The sequence below is a fragment of the Bradyrhizobium sp. USDA 3364 genome (assembly GCF_054056355.1).
The window spans coordinates 3,894,034-3,911,224 of the sequence record NZ_JBSRYG010000002.1 but is presented as its reverse complement, the minus strand read 5'-3'; the positions used below and the strand labels follow the sequence as shown (position 1 = coordinate 3,911,224).

Annotated in this window: 16 protein-coding genes; 15 read left to right on the top strand and 1 reads right to left on the bottom strand. The window is 62.4% G+C overall.

Annotated features, from left to right (window positions below; all coding sequences use genetic code 11):
• Positions 1-30: 30 nt before the first annotated feature.
• A complete protein-coding gene (locus ACVILL_RS18490) occupies positions 31-2,457 on the bottom strand; it encodes an outer membrane beta-barrel protein (RefSeq protein ID WP_456730364.1) in 2,427 nt (808 codons plus the stop codon).
• A 1,331-nt stretch (positions 2,458-3,788) separates the two neighbouring features.
• Here ACVILL_RS18490 and ACVILL_RS18485 point away from each other — a divergent pair.
• From ACVILL_RS18485 to ACVILL_RS18415, 15 genes are all read left to right on the top strand, one after another.
• On the top strand, positions 3,789-4,007 hold the full coding sequence (locus tag ACVILL_RS18485) for a hypothetical protein (RefSeq protein WP_456730363.1): 219 nt from the start codon (positions 3,789-3,791) through the stop codon (positions 4,005-4,007).
• Entirely contained in the window at positions 4,004-5,200 is a 1,197-nt protein-coding gene (locus tag ACVILL_RS18480; RefSeq protein ID WP_456730362.1) for a VapE domain-containing protein, read from the top strand. The genes ACVILL_RS18485 and ACVILL_RS18480 overlap by 4 nt, the downstream gene beginning before the upstream one ends.
• A 309-nt stretch (positions 5,201-5,509) precedes the next feature.
• Positions 5,510-5,788, top strand: a complete 279-nt coding sequence (locus ACVILL_RS18475) for a hypothetical protein (RefSeq protein WP_456730361.1) — start codon at positions 5,510-5,512, stop codon at positions 5,786-5,788.
• 60 nt (positions 5,789-5,848) lie between these two features.
• Positions 5,849-6,088, top strand: a complete 240-nt coding sequence (locus tag ACVILL_RS18470; RefSeq protein ID WP_456730360.1) for a hypothetical protein — start codon at positions 5,849-5,851, stop codon at positions 6,086-6,088.
• Between the two features lie 10 nt (positions 6,089-6,098).
• Positions 6,099-7,055 (top strand): hypothetical protein, encoded by a 957-nt coding sequence (locus tag ACVILL_RS18465; protein WP_456730359.1) that lies wholly within the window; start codon positions 6,099-6,101, stop codon positions 7,053-7,055.
• Positions 7,056-7,495: 440 nt separating this feature from the next.
• Entirely contained in the window at positions 7,496-7,864 is a 369-nt protein-coding gene (locus tag ACVILL_RS18460) for a hypothetical protein (RefSeq protein WP_456730358.1), read from the top strand.
• A gap of 3 nt (positions 7,865-7,867) precedes the next feature.
• Positions 7,868-8,365: a hypothetical protein gene (locus tag ACVILL_RS18455; protein ID WP_456730357.1), complete on the top strand. Its 498-nt coding sequence runs from the start codon at positions 7,868-7,870 to the stop codon at positions 8,363-8,365.
• A 142-nt stretch (positions 8,366-8,507) separates the two neighbouring features.
• Positions 8,508-9,005 carry a hypothetical protein gene (locus ACVILL_RS18450; RefSeq protein WP_456730356.1) on the top strand — a complete coding sequence of 166 codons (498 nt, stop codon included), beginning with the start codon at positions 8,508-8,510 and terminating at the stop codon, positions 9,003-9,005.
• Between the two features lie 67 nt (positions 9,006-9,072).
• Complete coding sequence (locus tag ACVILL_RS18445) at positions 9,073-9,693, top strand: hypothetical protein (RefSeq protein WP_456730355.1); 621 nt, start codon at positions 9,073-9,075, stop codon at positions 9,691-9,693.
• Positions 9,686-11,860 (top strand): hypothetical protein, encoded by a 2,175-nt coding sequence (locus ACVILL_RS18440; protein ID WP_456730354.1) that lies wholly within the window; start codon positions 9,686-9,688, stop codon positions 11,858-11,860. The genes ACVILL_RS18445 and ACVILL_RS18440 overlap by 8 nt, the downstream gene beginning before the upstream one ends.
• A 314-nt stretch (positions 11,861-12,174) precedes the next feature.
• On the top strand, positions 12,175-12,570 hold the full coding sequence (locus ACVILL_RS18435; protein WP_456730353.1) for a hypothetical protein: 396 nt from the start codon (positions 12,175-12,177) through the stop codon (positions 12,568-12,570).
• Complete coding sequence (locus ACVILL_RS18430; RefSeq protein ID WP_456730352.1) at positions 12,567-13,694, top strand: hypothetical protein; 1,128 nt, start codon at positions 12,567-12,569, stop codon at positions 13,692-13,694. Before ACVILL_RS18435 ends, ACVILL_RS18430 begins: the two co-directional genes overlap by 4 nt.
• A 194-nt stretch (positions 13,695-13,888) precedes the next feature.
• A complete protein-coding gene (gene istA / locus ACVILL_RS18425) occupies positions 13,889-15,409 on the top strand; it encodes an IS21 family transposase (protein ID WP_456727992.1) in 1,521 nt (506 codons plus the stop codon).
• A gap of 14 nt (positions 15,410-15,423) precedes the next feature.
• Positions 15,424-16,185: an IS21-like element helper ATPase IstB gene (istB, locus tag ACVILL_RS18420; RefSeq protein WP_456727991.1), complete on the top strand. Its 762-nt coding sequence runs from the start codon at positions 15,424-15,426 to the stop codon at positions 16,183-16,185.
• A gap of 152 nt (positions 16,186-16,337) precedes the next feature.
• Positions 16,338-17,180, top strand: coding sequence for a hypothetical protein (locus tag ACVILL_RS18415; protein WP_456730351.1), 843 nt, complete (start codon positions 16,338-16,340; stop codon positions 17,178-17,180).
• Positions 17,181-17,191 lie beyond the last annotated feature (11 nt).

Here is a 17,191-nt window from a genome sequence, read left to right as displayed (position 1 = left end):
AGGAGCTTGGGCATTGGACCTGATGCGACCTCATTGTGAAAACCAGCCCGTGCCGCTGCTTGGTGGCCCGGTGAATTTGTAGTTCAGTCCGACACGAACGACATCTTCCGTGAATTTCGCCGAGTGATTCCACGCAAATGGACTGAACGCACCCACGTTCTGCGGCGCCGGGGTCGACTGATCACCGAGATCGACATGGAGATATTCGAGCTTCGCCGTCCATGGACCGCTCAGGACAGTCTCCCAGCCGAGGCCCGCGGTCCAGCCGGGCTTCACGCGAGAGTCGGATCCGGCAAATCGAAAGCCCGTGAACCCCGGATAGTCCGTTGCGGTCGAAAAGCCGAAGTCAGCATATGCCAGACCCGCGGTCAGGTAGAGCATGTTCGATGGGTTTGCGAGGACCCCCAGGCGTCCGCGAACGGTGCCGAGGAAGCTGGATCGGAAGCTGTTCTCCCAAGTGTTGGTCACTCCGGCGACCAAAGGGAACGGTCCCCGCAGATTCGATGACCGCAGATCAGTGTAGTTGAAATCAGTTTCGAGCCCAACGATGGTCTTGTCGTACTGCACGTTGCACGACAGGCCGGTTCCAGCCGTCAGCCCGCCGGTGCGCAGGGCGGCGTTCGACCCGGCTTGCTGGGCCGCAAGCTCGGGGAGGAGCCCGGTGGCTTGCGCAGAATCAGCGATGGCTCCGTTCGGCGCAGAACTGAACGCGGTTCTGCCCGAACCGTAGCCGGCGTTGATGCCGACGCTGCAGCCGGTCCAACTGAAGGGCATGACCGGCGGCGCCTTGACCGGCATGTACGCGGCATAAGACGAGTTGGCCTCGTCGAATTTCAGGCGGAAATGCGCTTTCGCCTCCCACGCATCGATTCCGGGCGTGAAGAATGACAGATAGCCGCCCGACAGCCACAGTTCGGCTTGCGATCCTAGTCGGGCGCGAACGCCACCGCGCAACTGTCCGTGCCAGCGCGTGAGCCCAACGTCCGCGCCATCGATGGTAGTGACGGTGTCGACCAGTTGCTGGGTGTCGTACCGCAACGTGGCCTGAACGAACGGCTGCACCAGAAGCCGCTGGTCGAGAACGAAATCCCGATTGAGTTCCACCGAACCTTCGACATGACCCCAGCTGTAACTTTGACCGGGGATCGGAAATCCCTCGCCGCTCGTGACGCCGGAGACGTCGTCGTGGGCGTGAAACACCGTGAACCGGGGCAGCACCCGCATCCACGGCGTATCGAACATCCCCGTCACGCTTGAGGACAGGAAAACACGGTTGACCGGCATGCTGGTGCCAAGCCCGAACGCGTCGAAGGCACGATCGAGCCGCACGTAGCCGAGCCAGGCATCAAACAGCGTCGTCGGGTTGATGAGCCAGCCCACATAGGGCCCACCGCCGACTCCTGACTCGTAGAGCGAGGCATTCAGTCCATCGTAGGTGACCCTGGTGCTTTCCGGGTTGAACGCAAAGCCCACGACGAGGTCCGGTCTGACCCGATAGTCGAGTCCGTAGGTGACTTCCGACAGCGTGCCCTGCGAGGTGAGCCCGACAACCCGGTCGGTGAAATTGACCTGGCGCGGTGTCGTCCATGCGCGCCAGCCGCCGCCCATCGATGCACCGACGGGACTGGTCGCAACGCCTGCCCGGCCGAACCCCGCCAGGATGGCATCCGAGATGAAGTAGTTGCGCGCAAGATCCGTCCCCAACGCGCGCGCGAGGTTCGCATGCGGCACCGGCATAGGCGGTGGTGGCGGCGGCCCCGGTGGTGGTGATGGCGGAGGCGGTGGCGGTGGTGGCGGCGGAGGCGGAGGCGGCGGCCCCGGTGGTGGCGGCGGAGGCGGCGGCCCCGGTGGTGGTGGTGGCGGTGGGGGTGGCGGTCCCGGCGGGAACGGCGGGAACCACGGCGGCAACGGGATAAAGCCGTTTGGAGGGGGTGGCGGCGGAGGCCCAGGTGGTGGAGGTGGCGGCGGCGGCGGCGGCGGCGATATCGAACACAGTTGGTTGCGGAATGCATTCAAATCATTCGATACCGACTTCTCGCCGATCAACGGTCCCAGCACGCTGCCATAGGCCCTGAACTTCTCATGGTCAGCGATCGAGGATGGAAACACCTCGGTAGACGTCTGCGTCTGAAGATCGAGGAAGGTCGGCCCGCCGGTGATCGAGTTTCCGTTCTGGTTGAAGCGCCACATGAAAGCGGTTTGCGGGTCGCCCTGCACGCTGCTTGCGTTGATGCAATAGTCGTTGGTCGCGGAGCGATAACCGTCAAAATTGAGATGAATTCGATCAGCTGCGAACGCGACATGCCCGTGAACGAGCGTTGCAGCCGTTCCAAGCAGAAGTGAACGGAACGTCTGTCGATATGCTGAAGAACGCGAGCGTTGGCTATCGGTTGCGACCAGACGTCCGGCGGGCTTTGTCGATACGAGGCAAGCCAGTTGGATTCGCCGCACGTCCATCCGAGGTCTCCGCCGCGATTGCACCTTGTCGTTGACTTCAGAATAGAGTCTCCGGCCGCATAATTGTGGCGAGAGGGTTTGCTACCTGAAATAGTTTCATAATGTTGCTGCTTCGCAACTGGTCGCGCAGCATCTGCGGCGAACGACTTCGATGTCGCGCTCATAGGTTGCAGTCTCGAAAGGAACCGCCCGCTCATTTGGCACGATTTGCACATCCGTGATTCGCCACCGTGGTGAATCTAGCGTTGCCCAGCCAATCCTCGATTGAGGATGGCATGCCGCGAAGAAGCGGATCACTGAATTGCCCGACGGCGCAAGCCTCGCGACAAATATATTTCGATTTATCAAAAATTTGTCTCAATGCTAATAATCCGAAGTCTCACCCCATCGAGGGGCGCTTCACGATCGTCGCGAACGTGGGTCGAGCTGCGGTGGACGCCGAGCGCGCGACGGACGAGAGCATGCGAGGCGGACGGGGGCGGAACGAAGAACAAGGCCCGGACGATTCATGTCGCGGGAATGCGAGGCCGTGCTTCCATCCACACTGTCATCGCCCGGCTCGCTGCCTCCGCTGAAGCTTCGGCGCGCCAGGGATTCATGGCCTCGTCGAAGCCTTGACGAAGACGGGACCGGGCGATCCAGTCCCCGCGGCCTCTCGGTTCAAAGCACCGGCGTCTCTGGAATACCGGATCACCCGCTTTCGCCTACGCCGGTGATGACATCGTACAAGCTGTTTGGCAGTTGAATCGGAAATCGCGGCTTCGTCATTGCGAAGCACGGCCTGTCGAGCCCTAGCTCGCGGCAACAGGCCCGCCTTCGCCCTTTGGGCTTCGGCGTGGCATCCTTCTCTCGCTTCGCTACCATGGGACCGAGCGCAGCTTGCGGCGACAGTCCGTCTTCGCTTTCGCTAGCTCAAGCTACGCCGGACACGCTCCGACCTGAAGGTCTCCGCGTGGCTGCGCCACGCGAAGCCCGTCAGGGCGAAGCGTGGTGGGTGCGACAGGGATCGAACCTGTGACCCCTACCATGTCAACGCAGCGCGCTGACAGAAACTACAGTGAAATCCCTCCCGATCCTGCCGCAAATGTCCGCAAACGTTCACGTTCGGATCACGGCAATCTTGGGCATTTCTTGGGCCGGGCCCCACCAGAAATGCGAAGCCGGCGCAGGGGCGGCAACCTCTGCACCGGCAAAACCAATCTGGAAGCGTCTTCGCCCGCAGAACGTGACATAGCCGCCGCTCAGGCGCAACACCTTCAACGCCTCTTCGCCCTGCCCCTCGCCACCGCGGCCCAACTCGCTGAACTGGCATTCCCCATTGGAGGTGGCCGGTGAGCAGCAAGATCCAGCAAACCATCAGCCGCGCCGTCGGCGGCAGCGTCGCCATCGCGAGCATCCGCGACCCAGCCGACGGCACGGTAAAGTTCACCGTCACCTATTCGAGCCGTGCGACCTACTGGCAATCGCGGCATCGATTTACCGAGGTCGAACACGCACAGGCAGGCGCCCTCGCGCTATCGGACTTCCTTGGCGCGGAGGTGCACCTGTGAACAAGATCATCACCCTGCCGCCGGTCAAGCCGGCGACAACGCCGAAGGCGCCGCGCGGCGACCTCTCGACAGCCGCCACCGCCCTCCGGGAGATGCCAGCCCTGCAGCTGCTGGTCGCCTTCGACGACTTTGCCAGACGCCCGATGCTGGTGAAGCCCGGCCCTTGGGAATTTGATCCACACAGCTTTGAGCCCCGGCCGTGGGAAAGCACCGACGACCTGCGCTTGACCGAGTACCTGCAGCAGTCAGGAATCCCGGTAAAGCCTAGAACGGTTGGCGAGGCCGTCGAGCTCGTTGCCCGAGAGAGGTCGTTCAATCCCGTGATCGACTATCTGGATAGCGTCGAGCACGATGGGCTCGGCCGCGTCGACCACTTCTTCCAGAAGTATTTCGGCGCCGATGACAGCCCCTACTCGCGATCGGTCAGCCGTTGCTTTCTGATCGGCTCCGTCGCTCGCGTCATGTGCCCCGGCGTGAAGAACGACCACCTGCCTGTGCTCGAAAGTGCGCAGGGCGAAGGCAAGTCGACGGCCTTGAAGGTGATGTTTCAGCCGTGGTTCAGCGATGAGCTGGCAGACTTCGGCAGCAAGGACGCCGCTCTGCAACTGATGGGGATCTGGTGTCATGAGCTTTCGGAGATGGATGCCTACTCTCGCGCTGAGGTCGGTCGGGTCAAGGCGTGGATATCCCGCACCGTCGACCGTTTCAGGCCACCCTACGGCTATAGGGTTGCCGAATTCCCGCGCAGTTGCGTGTTTGCGGGAACTACAAACCGCGATGAGTATTTGCGGGACGAAACAGGCAACCGGAGATTTTGGCCGTTGAAGACGGGCAAGATTAACCTCACCGCGCTAGGCGACGACAGAGACCAGATATGGGCCGAAGCCGTTCGACTATATCGGGCCGATGTCAAATGGTGGTTGATAAACCCCGAAGCGTTGAGGCAGGCCAAGGCCGAACAGTTGGCGCGCGTTGTCAGCGATCCTTGGGAAGCCATCGTCGCCGATTACACCGCCGACAAGAACCAGGTGTCGACCCCGAGCGTGCTGTCCCACGCCATCGGCTTGCCGGTGACCCAACACGATCAGAAGTCCCAAAACCGGGTTGCCGCATGCCTCATCAATCAGGGATGGACCCGCTTCCAGGTCAGGACTGGTGACAAACGCAGGTGGGATTATCGGAGGCCGGCGTGAATTTTCGCCTCCTGTCACCACCTGAAACCGGTGACACCGTCGATAGTGGTGACGCTAGAAGTACCCATAAACATTGCTTTGTCACCAGTGTCACCAGTGTCACCAGTGTAGTTACGCGTATAGGTGCGCACACATACGCGCAGGAGAAAGTTTCAGACCTAAGGGGTGACACCGGTGACACTGGTGACAGCCCAGTGCGCTGTGGTGCGCTGTCCGCTGTGGTGGTTCCGGATCCTATCACCCAGTCCGGCTCACACGGCAAGACTGAGCAAGCGGGGTCGACGGGTAAAAAGCTGAGGAGCACATCGCATGGATGACCTCAGAGCGATCCGCGCTGACCTGGCTGCCCTATTGGAGCGCGTCGACCGCGCCTTAGGTGCGACCGCGTCACCAGCAAGCAATGGTCCTTCCGCCAGCGACGATGACCTGATCTCGACTGCGGCCGCTGCGCTACGATTCAATCGGGACCAAGAAACTATCCGCCGGTGGTGCGCGATCCACGGCATCGGCTTCAAGGTGGTTGGACGCTGGCAAGTGTCGGTTCGGCGCCTTTATGCCTTTCAGCGTCGCTTGAAGAAACCTGTGTGATGTGGGTTTTGTTGGATTTGAGGGTTTGCCGGTGTGGGTTTCGCTCGCGACACAGGCGTCATGACCTATCGACCGTTGCCATTTCCAGCTCGATACGTTGATCGCCTGGTGGTCTCAGCACCGCAGGACTTCGGCCGTGCCGTGCGCGAGGCCGCAGCTAAGCAAGGCCTGTCGACCGCGGACTTCGTCCGCTTGGCCGTTGCAGAACGTGCCGCCGATGCCGGCATCGCATGCCCGCGGCTTCCCATCCTTTCGAACTCGACTTTCACGCCCGATCGCATCACGCGGCGGGTCAAATAGGAGCGCGCCCATGAATCTTCCATTCTCCCGCGGATCGGTGACCAAGCTTGAGGATGCCCTGACGAAAGACACCAAGGCGCTGGAAGCCTTGGAACAGGAATTGATGAAGGCGTCGGCCGAGCTCGAAACGCCTGACGTCGATGCGACCGATGACGATTTGAAGGCTCTGCTCGCAAAGCGCGACCTGGCCAAGGTCCGGGTCGACCAAGCGCGCAATCGGGTCCGCAAGAGTGAGCAGGCGCTGAGTGACGCCCGGACGGCCGCCGCCGAAAAGGAGCTGAAGGAGTCGTTGGCACGCGTCAACGCCATGGGCGCCAACGCGCAGAAGCAGCTCGAGACGTTCCTCGCCACCACCAACAAAGAGGCGCAAAAGGTGTTGCGCACGATGGCGCAAGCCGAACTCGCGCGCGAGGAGCTGAATCGCAAGTTGCCCGAAGATCAGCGGATTCAGCCGTTCGAGCTGGCCGTGCTCATGTCGCCCTCGATCCCCCGTCAGGATATCTCCCGAACGCGGGAACTGCACTGGCTCAACCCGCATGGCGGCAAACCTTTCGGTCCGGAATTCGCCCGCAAAATCAAGGACAGCGGCAACGGCACCGCTTATCTCTCAAGTCCAGGAACGGACTATAGCGCTGGCCACACCATAAATATCTCGCGTCGACAGTATTTCGATCGCATCCGCTATTCAGACTGGGTGCGCGGTACCGGCGCATCGTCATTGGCGGAGGTTCTGGCCCTCCCGGGCCTTCGAGGCGGCGTCCCTGGTTGGGAGCCCATGTCCCGACCGTCGCCCGAAAGCATCTTGCAGGAGCTTGATCGGATCGAGAACGCGGAAGCACCGGCGGACCGCGTTCCTGAGGTCAAAGAGCTGCTCGAGGCCGTCAGTCCGGTCTTCACCACCGTCGACGAGCTGAAAACTTGGGAGGCCGAACAGGCAGCCCAGGCCAAGACGGACGAAGCCGCCTGATCCCAGAGGGCACAATGAAAGGGACGACAATGTCAGTGCAACAGATGCCTTCGGCGCGTCAGATCTACGCTCAGCGCCGAGCGGCCAGAGAAGCGCGGTCAGCCGCCGTCAGTCTCGACGCGCTGCTTGGCACCAGTAGGCCAGCTGTGTCGGTGAATGCGAGCCCGGCCGCTGACTTGGATCACAACTCGATCTACGCCCGGCGCCGGCAGGAAGCCCAGCGGCGCGGCAGCATCCGATGAGCAGCTTGGGTCGGGAAACGTGGTGCGGGCGCGCGCCGGGCGGATTCCGACCTGCGCGGGGGGCGGCGCGTTGTGGTGCCGTCGGTCCCCCCGCGCGAATTCCCGGTCGATGTCTCCATGGTCGTCGATCCAAAGCCGCCGCGCGCCGTTCTGACCGGTCGGCGCGCGGCGGCACACCATCATGAAGGGGAATGACTGATGCACAAAGTTAACCGCAACGTGAGCCGAGGCTGGCTCCGGACCATGGCGCAGACAGTTTGGCAGGGAGGCAGGAAGAGACCGGCTGTCCTCTCGGCGCAGACCGCCGAGCGACTGATCAGCACCGGCAAGGACTCGGAGTTGCACAGGCTCGTGAAACGCGAAGGCATCTCGCTCTCCGAGGCCATCAAGCGCGTTCAGCAGGTTGTGGCTGGTAAGCCTCGCTCGGCAGCACCAAGGCGGGCTGCCCCTCCGTCGAACTCGGTAGAGCTGATCACAACGCCACTCCCGGCCGACGCTGGCAGCTGGGACCAAGCGATCGCCAAGGTCAACGCCGAGTACCGGGTCACAGCACCGCTGAAAGGCTGAACCATGACGCACCACACGGTACCCGACGCACTCGTCACCCTCCGACCGGGCCAGCCGGCCATCCTGATGGCAGATGGCAAAATCGACTACGACCGCGCCCGGCCGCTCGAAGCCAGCGAGGAGCGCATCCAGCTGCCCGAGCTATCGTCACGGCCGCCCGGCCGATGGGTCATTACCGTCGACGACAGCCCAACGCTGAGCATCCTTCCCATCGGCACCAAGATCATATTGGCAGTCTTTGCCGTCGGCGACCTGAGGTCACCACCCATGGACGGCAAGACCGTCATCTTCCATGGCGTTCCGGCCGACAAAGCCATCCGGATCAATCCCCGCGGCTGCACAGTCACCGGTGATCTCGACAACGAGCCGGGCTGCGAGAGCATCACGCTAACGAAGACGGAGGCCACCACTTGGCAGCTGGCCGGGCTTAGCGGGTCCTGTCAGCGCCTTGCAGCAATACGGGCTGCAAGTGCGCTCGACATCGCTAGCGGTAGACCCTGAAATTCTTTACGCACCCGCGCAGTTTACGCGGGCAACCGAGGTAACGACGACGATGGGACTTAGCCGACGGGAGTTCGCGAAGCGGGAGGGCTGCAGCGAAGGCGCGGTGCGAAACGCTTTGAAACAAGGGCGTTTGTCAGCGATGACGGATGGCACGCTCGACGCTAGCCAGCTTGGCGGTCGATGGCTTCTGAACCTCCGCGGAACGCGTGAGAGGCGCGTAAAGCGCGAGGCCCACGCCGCGCAACTTACGCAGCAAGATGCGCAGGACGACATCATCCTGCGCATGAAGCGAGGCGGAGGGCAGATCAGTTACGGCGTTCTGGCCGACAAGTTCGAAGCACTCACCGAGCGCCTGTTCGACGTGACGGCCGACGACGCCCTCGATCTGAACATCTTGGAGTTCTACGTGGGGGTCTATTACCTCCTTCTGTGGATGACGTCGGTCCTCGGAGGGAGTCCGGCCGAGGACGGCGAATTCACGATCACAAAGGACAGCTGGGATTACGCCATCGGGGTGGCCTTTCAGGCAGCTACGGAGACCGACAACATGGTGGTCGTAGCCGGCCTCTTACGTGGCCAGCTCGGAGCCGCCGCGGTGGAGATCGTCAAGGCACAGGAGGTGCGCGGTCGTGGCTAAGGGCAAGAACGAAATCCTGCTCAGCATCGCGCTCGAGGGCGACCAGGACGTCAAGAGGACCGGTTGAATGAAACTGACCATCAAGATCAAAGGTGACGTTGCCCAGATGTTGGATGGTGAGAGCAGGCGCGTCGCCACGGCGCTGACCGGGGCGTTTCGAGCTGCCGGCGACAGACTGAAGCAGGGTGGTCGGTCAGCCATCGCGGCGGGCGGCTTCTCCTCGCGATGGCAGAATGCGTTCCGAGTGAATGTCTATCCGAAGAATGGAACGTCCACGTCTCCGCGGATTTTCGGGTTTCACAAGATCAAATACGCGGGCCAATTCCAGGACCCTGAGCCGGTTGTCGGCTCGCCCTACGTCTGGCTGCCGATCGAGAAAAACCTGCCCGGCGGCACGCATTGGACGCCTAGCAAGTACTCGCGGACGATTGGCCCGCTGAAGAGCGGTCGTCATGGGACCCGCCCGATCCTGTTCGGACAGATTTCGGTCAATCGCGCTGGTGCGCCGCTCAGGCTGACGCGCAAGGGTGTTCGCCTGACGAAGGTCCGCAAGATCTGGCTGCCGGTGTTTGTCGGGGTGCGGTCAGTGAGTGATCCAAAGCGTTTCGACCTCAACGCGGAGGCGGAGAAGGTAGCCTCCGAGATCGGCGAGCTCTTCGCCGCAGAATGGAGCAAAACCGGTGGCTAAAGGTAAAAACGAAATTCTGCTTTCGATCGCGCTCGAAGGCGATCAAGACATCAAGAGCAAGCTGCAGGCCGTCGGCGACATCGGCAAGCAGTCCTTGACGGGCATCGAGAAGAAGATCGCTGATACCGGGAAGGCCTTCGACAAGGTGGTGCCTGAGAGCGGCGGCGGGTTGCAGAAAGCGTTGGCGCCGGTATTGGAGACATCGGGCATCCAGGGTGCGCTATCCGGCGTCACCGGGCTCCTGAGCCGGTTCGGCGGGGTTATCGCTGGTGGTGGTCTGCCAGCCGCTCTCGCTGCAATCGGCGCCCATCTTGCCAAGATCCGTGAGGAAACCGACGGCACGGCAACGAGGCTTAAGGCGCTGGGTGCAAGCGAGAGTGCGCTGGGCAATTTGCGCCAAAGTGCCAGGACCATTGACGCCGAGCCCAAGGATCTGACGGCTGGTTTTGAGGATTTCTTGCCCGTCAAGCGACGGCAGGAGCTTCAGTCGCCGTTCGGCGTCTCCGACATTTCCGAAGACAAGTTCCTCGCCGCCCAACGCGCGCTGACAGCCGGCGGCAAGATCGACCGCCTTCAGACCCCGGACGCGGTCGCGAGAGCGAACAGCTTCTTGAGAGGCATCCTTCAACCTCATGACATCGGCAACGGCGAACAAGCCCCCGGCCTCGTGGCAGGCGGGCTCTCCGGCCTCTCGCCGAGCCAGGCCAACCGCGTCGCGCGCGCGATCGGGGGGCAGCTCGGTACGCCCATCCGAAACGCAGATGAGCTACAGCTCCTGCTCGAGCAGAAGGACAAGCAGGGTCGGTCGCCCGTGGTCCGCCCCAGCACCGTCTTCGACGCGCTTCGACAAGATGAGCCCGCGGCGCGCGCGGAAGCAGAAAAACATCGCACCATCGGCGATGCGAACGACCGTCTGAAGGGGCGCTTCAATGAACTTGGGCAGTCATTCGGCGACATCCTGGGCGAACCTGCCGGCAAGGCGGCGACGGGCGTCCCGGATGCCATTTCGGAGGGGCTCCGCCACATCAGGGAACGGGTCGATGCCAATAAGCCGACTGCAGAGGCTTTCGGCGAGAGCGGCCGCGATTTGGGCGACCGGACAGGTATTCCCGGCGCCGGCCGCGCGGGCGAATTGCTCGGCAGAACGGAGGGCTTGGCATTCGGGCTGGGGCGCGATGCAGTAAGAGGCTACGGCGCGATCGGAAACTCGATCGGCGAGACCCTCGGTAACACCACGATTGGTGGCTTTCTTGGCAGGGCTTTGGTTGACCCCGGCGCGCTGCAGGAGAAGCAGCGTCCCGGTGCTGTCCAGCCAGACCAGCAGCAGCCTCCGCAACCGGCGGCTCAACCGCAGGCGCAGCAGCCGGCGACCCTTGGCCCCCGAAGCGAAGCCCAGCCACAGCAACCTCCGCAGCAGGTTGCGGACCTGGGCGGTGCATTCCTGCGAACTCTACTGGAGTCGGTCTCGGCCGCGGCGAACAATGCCAGCAAACCGGACCTGAAAGTCGACGAGCCTGCCTCCGGCGGCATCCGGGGCGATGCCGGCGACATCGGGAACAGCGTTGGTTCAATCCGTGAAGGCGTTGCAGCGATTGCGGCGGCGCTGAGCGAAGCGGCCGCGGAGATTAGAAGCAGCGCGAAGGGCGAGCCCGTACAGGTGCAGGCGGCCGCGTGGGGTGGCTTGATTAGGCGTCGTCTTGACGGTGGAGGCCATGTCAGCGGTCCCGGTACCTCGACCTCGGACAGCATTCCGGCGATGCTCTCCGACGGCGAGTATGTCATCAGAGCCTCTGCGGCGCGCAAGATCGGTCGCGGCGGTCTGGACTGGCTTAACGCCGGGATGCCCGGCTATGCCGACGGTGGCGACGTGGACAGCAGCGTCGTCGGAGACACACTCGCAAACTCGAATACGCTTGGCCCCGGCGACCATCAGATAACCTTTGATCCGGCCACCGGTGGCGCGTGGATTGACGGCATTCTTCACACGCCAGGCGACCCGATCCTGGAAGATTCCTTGGTCAAGCAGGCCATTGCGCAGTCAAAAGCTGGCATGAACGCGCAATCGTCGAAGAGGAAAATACAAATCAGACTTCGTCGGTCGATTTGGGCACAGCGACGACAGCGACACCTATGTCGCGAACGGCGGCCCGATCGGGCACTTTGCTGATGGTGGTGCAGTCGGCGGGCTCCGAGCCTATTTCTCGCGGCATTTCGCCGACGGCGGACATGTCAGCTTCCCTCAGCTTGCAATCGGCAGCCCCGTTGGTTTCGACGGCAGTATCGGCAGCGGCTCCGCTCCCTTGTTGAGCTCTAACAGCAGCGACGCTGAGCACTTCGGCACCGTCGACCTCCGCACGAACCATGGCGACTTTCCCGTGAAAGCTTCGCGAGATGTTCTAGGGCAAATGACGAAGGCCGCAGGTGATGCATCTCTCGCGCAGACCGGCCCGCGTCCGAGCTGGTATGGGGGCAGGTGAAAACATGACGGACCGCGATGAGATAATTCGCCGGGAATTGTTCGCTCTGATCCACGACTCGGCGACCACGAAGCGTGACGGTGGACTCGTCCTCACGCTCGACAACATCAATCCGGCCCTGATCGAGTTCGTCCGAGGCCACGATATCTATGTGGTGTTCTGGAGCGAAGGTGGTGCCGATCATCCGCTTCTCATTCGCCAGTCCACAAAGGATCACGGCGGGTTAAGAGGCAACGCAGCATTCGTCAAGGATTATGCAACCGCTCTGGCGCTCCGTGTTGCCTGCCAATCAGACGACAACGTTGCGCCGGACGTGGTCTCGATGGAGATGACGCCGGAGATCGAGGCGCTGCTTCGCGCCGAGGGCAAGCTTTCGGCTGTCGTCGAGTGGAGCGAATGACAGACAGGCCGGAAAGCCGCAAGACGCACATCACCCGCATCTTCGGTACTAATCGTTCGGGTGACATTCTGTCCGATGTCTGGGCCGATGTTGAGCGAATGGACATCATCAAGAGCTCACATCAAGTACCGCCCGATTTGCAGTGGCAAGGCCTGCAGCGTCAGTTGCGATGGTGCGATGATCCGAACGCCGATGACTATTCGGAGGACGGCACGCCGTCACGGATTATGGAGACGGTAAAGGTCTGTGATCCGGCGGCGACCGAAGATCTCGATGATCCAGATGAATGGATACCCATTCAGGTCATTAAAGGACTGAAGTCTCGCGTCGAGACCGGTACAGAAGTCAACGGCGGCACCGCGATGAGCCGCTTTCTTGCGAGCGTTACGCAACAGGAATTGACAACCGCGCGCAAGATCGAGGTGCGAAAAATCTCGCACCATGACACGAGCATCGATGACGACGCGCAGGCGGCAGCGGATGCTGGGCTAAAGCAATATGTCGTCCCCAGCAATCAGTACGAGAAGGACGATAGCACCAAGGACGACACACAGTACGTCGACCACGAGATTATCACCTATCTAAAAACGAGCGGGAATCATGGTGACGTGAGCGGGCAGCGCGGACAGACTAAACTGCTCAATCAATACCTCATCGACGAGAGCGACGATCCTGATGGCTCGGTAACTGGCAGCTCCGGCTATAATCCGCCGTACAGGCTCGATCCATACCAGAACATCATCAACGTGAAGTTCGGGCTGGATCAGCAGTATGTGGCGTCATGGTACAGCACTGGCGCGGACGGATCGGTGCCACCGACGAGCGATTTTGACGGCAACTCGGGTGCTACTGTTGGCAGCTGGACGGTCTTCACGGATGGCTATATCGCATCAGGCTCGATAGAGATCAAGCAGGGCGACAAGACGATAAGGAAGAAGGTCTACTTGCAGGCGGATTTTAAACCGCAAGGTGACCTGACGCCAACGCCGGTTCAGCTGGGTGAGATCAAGAATGGTGCAGTTACTTGGAGCACCGTGTTCAACGCGCCGGGGCGTGTGACAGCAATAAGCTATGCGAAGGACAAATTCTTCGTGACATCGGTTCCGGATAGCGACGGTGCGTAATCCGAAGCAAGCCGGCCACTGATTCCGACGCAACCCGGCCACCGATTCCGACGGAAGTCGGCCACCGATTCCGATCGAAGCCGGCCACCCTGTTGAGACCGGCCTGACGCTCTCGAAGACGGCGATCGAATCGCGGACCAGCCCCCCTTTGCGGCCGAGCAAGGGGAGGTCTGATGCCCGCCGAGAGAGCGCCGATGCGGAAGGTTCGAGAAGTTTTGAGACTGCGGCACGCCCTTGGCGTGAGCGAGCGGCAGATCGCCGTCACCGTCGGCATCAGCCGATCGACGGTTGGCGAGTATCTGCGGCGGGCTGCCGTGATCGGCATCACCTGGCCGGTGCCGGAAGGGATGGACGACGGCGAGCTCGAGCGCCGGCTGTTCACGCCGCCGACATTCGAGGAGAAGCCGGCGCGGCCGTTGCCCGACTGGACGGCGGTGCACCGGGAGCTGAAGCGGCGCAGCGTGACGCTGCTCTTGCTGTGGGAGGAATATCGCGCGGAGCACGCGGACGGCTATGGCTACAGCCGGTTCTGCGATCTCTACCGGAAATGGAGCGAGACGATCTCGCCGACCATGCGGCAGGCGCATGGGCCTGGAGAGAAGCTGTTCGTCGACTTCGCGGGCGACACGGTGCCGGTGTTCGACGCCGCTACCGGCGCGCAGCGGCTGGCCCATGTCTTTGTCGCCGTGCTGGGAGCATCCAACTACACCTTTGCCGAGGCGCGCTGGTCGGAGGGGTTGGCTGACTGGATTGCGGTGCACGTCAATGCTTTGCGGGCGATCGGCGGCGTGCCGAAGGCGATCGTCTGCGACAATCTGAAATCCGGCGTCACCGCCACCTGTCGCTATGAGCCGGGCATCAACCGCACCTACCAGGAGCTGGCCCAGCATTACGGCACCGCGATCCTGCCCACGCGTCCGCGCAAGCCGCGCGACAAGGCGAAGGTGGAAGTGGCGGTGCAAATCGTCCAGCGGTTTGTGCTGGCGAGGCTGCGGAACCAGCGCTTCTTCTCGCTTGACGAACTCAACGCGGCAATCCGCGAGGCGATCGCCGACCTCAACGCCAAGATCATGCGCAAGCTCGGCGTGAGCCGCAATGAGCTGTTCGCGCAGATCGACAAGCCGGCGCTCAAAGCCCTACCGCCGATGCCGTATCAGTATGCCGAGTGGAAGAAGTGCCGGGTCGCGCCCGACTATCACGTCGAGCTCGCCGGTCACTACTACTCGGTGCCCTCACGTCTGATCCGCGAAGAGCTCGAGGCGCGCATAACCGACAGGACGATCGAGATCCTGCACAAGGGCATCCGGGTGGCCAGCCACGCCCGCTCTGACGTGCCCCATCGCCACACCACGATCCCGGAGCACATGCCGAGCGCGCACCGGCGCTATGCCGAATGGACGCCGGCGCGGATCAAACGAGAAGCCGCCAAGATCGGCCCCGCCACGATCGCTCTCGTCGAGGCGATCATGAGAGCCAAGCCACACCCCGAGCAGGGCTTCCGGGCTTGTCTCGGCATTCTGCGGCTCGCACGCAGCTACGGCTCGGCCCGCATCGAGGCCGCCTGCCAGCGCGGCAACGACATCGGCGCGACCACCTACGGCTCGATCAAGTCGATCCTGCAGCACGGGCTCGATCGCGCCTACGCGAATGAACAGCCGCCGGACGGGCCACCAATCCGACACGGCAACATCCGCGGCACCGATTACTACCACTGAAGAAAGGAGAGACGATGTTGACACATCCCACTCACGAGCGCCTCGTCGCGCTCGGGCTCAATGGCATGGCGAAGGCCCTCGACGAACAGCAACGACAGCCTGACATCGCCGCGCTGGCCTTCGAGGAGCGCCTCGCGCTGCTCGTCGACCGCGAGGCGACCGAGCGCGAGAACAAGCGCCTGGTCGCCCGGTTGCGGTTCGCAAGCCTCCGGCAAAACGCCGTCGTCGAGGATATCGACATGAAGGCGCCGCGCGGACTCGACAAGCCGCTGTTCCAAAAGCTCGTCGCCGGCGAGTGGATCGACCGGCATCAAAACCTGCTCATCATCGGCCCGACCGGCGTCGGCAAGAGCTGGATTGCTTGCGCCTTGGGCCACAAGGCCTGCCGGGACAACCGCTCCGTGCTCTATCAACGGCTGCCGCGGCTGTTTGAGGCGCTCGCCCTCGCGCGGGGCGACGGCCGCCATGCTCGCCTCCTCAGGACCCTGGCGCGCGTGGAACTCCTGATCCTTGACGACTGGGGGCTTGCCTCGATGACGGCCGAGCAACAACGCGACCTGCTGGAGATGATGGAGGATCGCCATGGCCGCGGCTCAACCGTGGTGACAAGCCAGCTCCCGGTCGAGCATTGGCATGAACTCATCGGCAACCCAACCATTGCCGACGCCATCCTCGATCGCCTCGTGCACAACGCCCACAGGCTCACCCTCAAGGGCGAGAGCCTGCGCAAAGCCGCCGCCAAGCGTCAGACGCTTGACGACGAGGCCGCCAACTGACCTGATGACGACGTCGTCGCGAGAGCCCGCCTCGGCAGGCGGCCGGGATCATCGGAATCCCCGGCCGGCTTCCATCGGTACAGGCGGCCGGCTTCGCTCGGAATCCACGGCCGACTTCATCGGAATGCGCAAGCGACGGCGTGCAATGCCTTTTGTCGATCACGCAGGACGGCAGCAAGTTTACGACAGTCCAGCCATGGGCAGGCTTCAGCGCGCCGAACGGCGGTGGCAGCTCTTCGAATGTTGCCTACCTAAACGTCGGAACCGCGGAAAACCCCGTTGATCGTTACGTCATGACGGGCACGACGCTCGTGACAGAAGATGTCACTGTGCCTGCGGAAGTGATCTCAGAAGACCCTGCGGGCCTGGGCTGCAACGACGGTTACACTGAGACCGTATTCGATACGAATTTCGCCTGGGCTACATCGTCGAATGGATTTAGCTGGAGCACGGGATATTCCCCGGCAGTGTATGAAGGGATTGCCGGTAGTGCAGGCTCCGCTGGCCCAACGATCGCGGCGGGCAACGGCGTGTTTGTTGCTGGTGCGGGTCGTAAGAAAAGCTTCGCGGAAGCAGAGCCTGTGGTGTTCTCGTGCTGTGTTGACTACGGGCCTCCAGTCGGTGGCCACTGCAACATTCTGCAAGCGACCCGCCCTGAATTCGTTTTGAATAGCGCCGCTGTTGCGGTGTCGCGGGATGGCCGCACATGGCAGACCGTCGCTTTGCCTGGTGCCGAGGTGAGCAGCAGCGTTGATGGCGACACGGCATCGAATGGCAATCTCGTTGTGTTCATCAAACATAGGCAAAAGCCACCGAAGAAGGGCATCACGGGGTTCTTCATCGCGACGAGCCAGACGGGCGGCCCGCATCCTCACGGCAGGATCTACAAGTCGGAGGACGGCTTCAGCTGGGAACTCATCGGCTCGACCAATGATCGGCTTTATCAATACCTCAGTGCCATCGCTGAGACGCTCCGCAACACGGAATCGGTTTGATGCCCTGCGAG

What these genes read in the sequence shown, in the direction of transcription:
- istA (WP_456727992.1), top strand. Translation starts at nt 13,889, where the DNA reads ATGCGGAAGGTTCGAGAAGTTTTGAGACTGCGGCACGCCCTTGGCGTG.
- ACVILL_RS18490 (WP_456730364.1), bottom strand. Translation starts at nt 2,457, where the DNA reads ATGGACGTGCGGCGAATCCAACTGGCTTGCCTCGTATCGACAAAGCCC.
- ACVILL_RS18470 (WP_456730360.1), top strand. Translation starts at nt 5,849, where the DNA reads ATGACCTATCGACCGTTGCCATTTCCAGCTCGATACGTTGATCGCCTG.
- ACVILL_RS18455 (WP_456730357.1), top strand. Translation starts at nt 7,868, where the DNA reads ATGACGCACCACACGGTACCCGACGCACTCGTCACCCTCCGACCGGGC.
- ACVILL_RS18475 (WP_456730361.1), top strand. Translation starts at nt 5,510, where the DNA reads ATGGATGACCTCAGAGCGATCCGCGCTGACCTGGCTGCCCTATTGGAG.
- ACVILL_RS18435 (WP_456730353.1), top strand. Translation starts at nt 12,175, where the DNA reads ATGACGGACCGCGATGAGATAATTCGCCGGGAATTGTTCGCTCTGATC.
- ACVILL_RS18450 (WP_456730356.1), top strand. Translation starts at nt 8,508, where the DNA reads ATGACGGATGGCACGCTCGACGCTAGCCAGCTTGGCGGTCGATGGCTT.
- ACVILL_RS18465 (WP_456730359.1), top strand. Translation starts at nt 6,099, where the DNA reads ATGAATCTTCCATTCTCCCGCGGATCGGTGACCAAGCTTGAGGATGCC.
- istB (WP_456727991.1), top strand. Translation starts at nt 15,424, where the DNA reads ATGTTGACACATCCCACTCACGAGCGCCTCGTCGCGCTCGGGCTCAAT.
- ACVILL_RS18460 (WP_456730358.1), top strand. Translation starts at nt 7,496, where the DNA reads ATGCACAAAGTTAACCGCAACGTGAGCCGAGGCTGGCTCCGGACCATG.
- ACVILL_RS18430 (WP_456730352.1), top strand. Translation starts at nt 12,567, where the DNA reads ATGACAGACAGGCCGGAAAGCCGCAAGACGCACATCACCCGCATCTTC.
- ACVILL_RS18445 (WP_456730355.1), top strand. Translation starts at nt 9,073, where the DNA reads ATGAAACTGACCATCAAGATCAAAGGTGACGTTGCCCAGATGTTGGAT.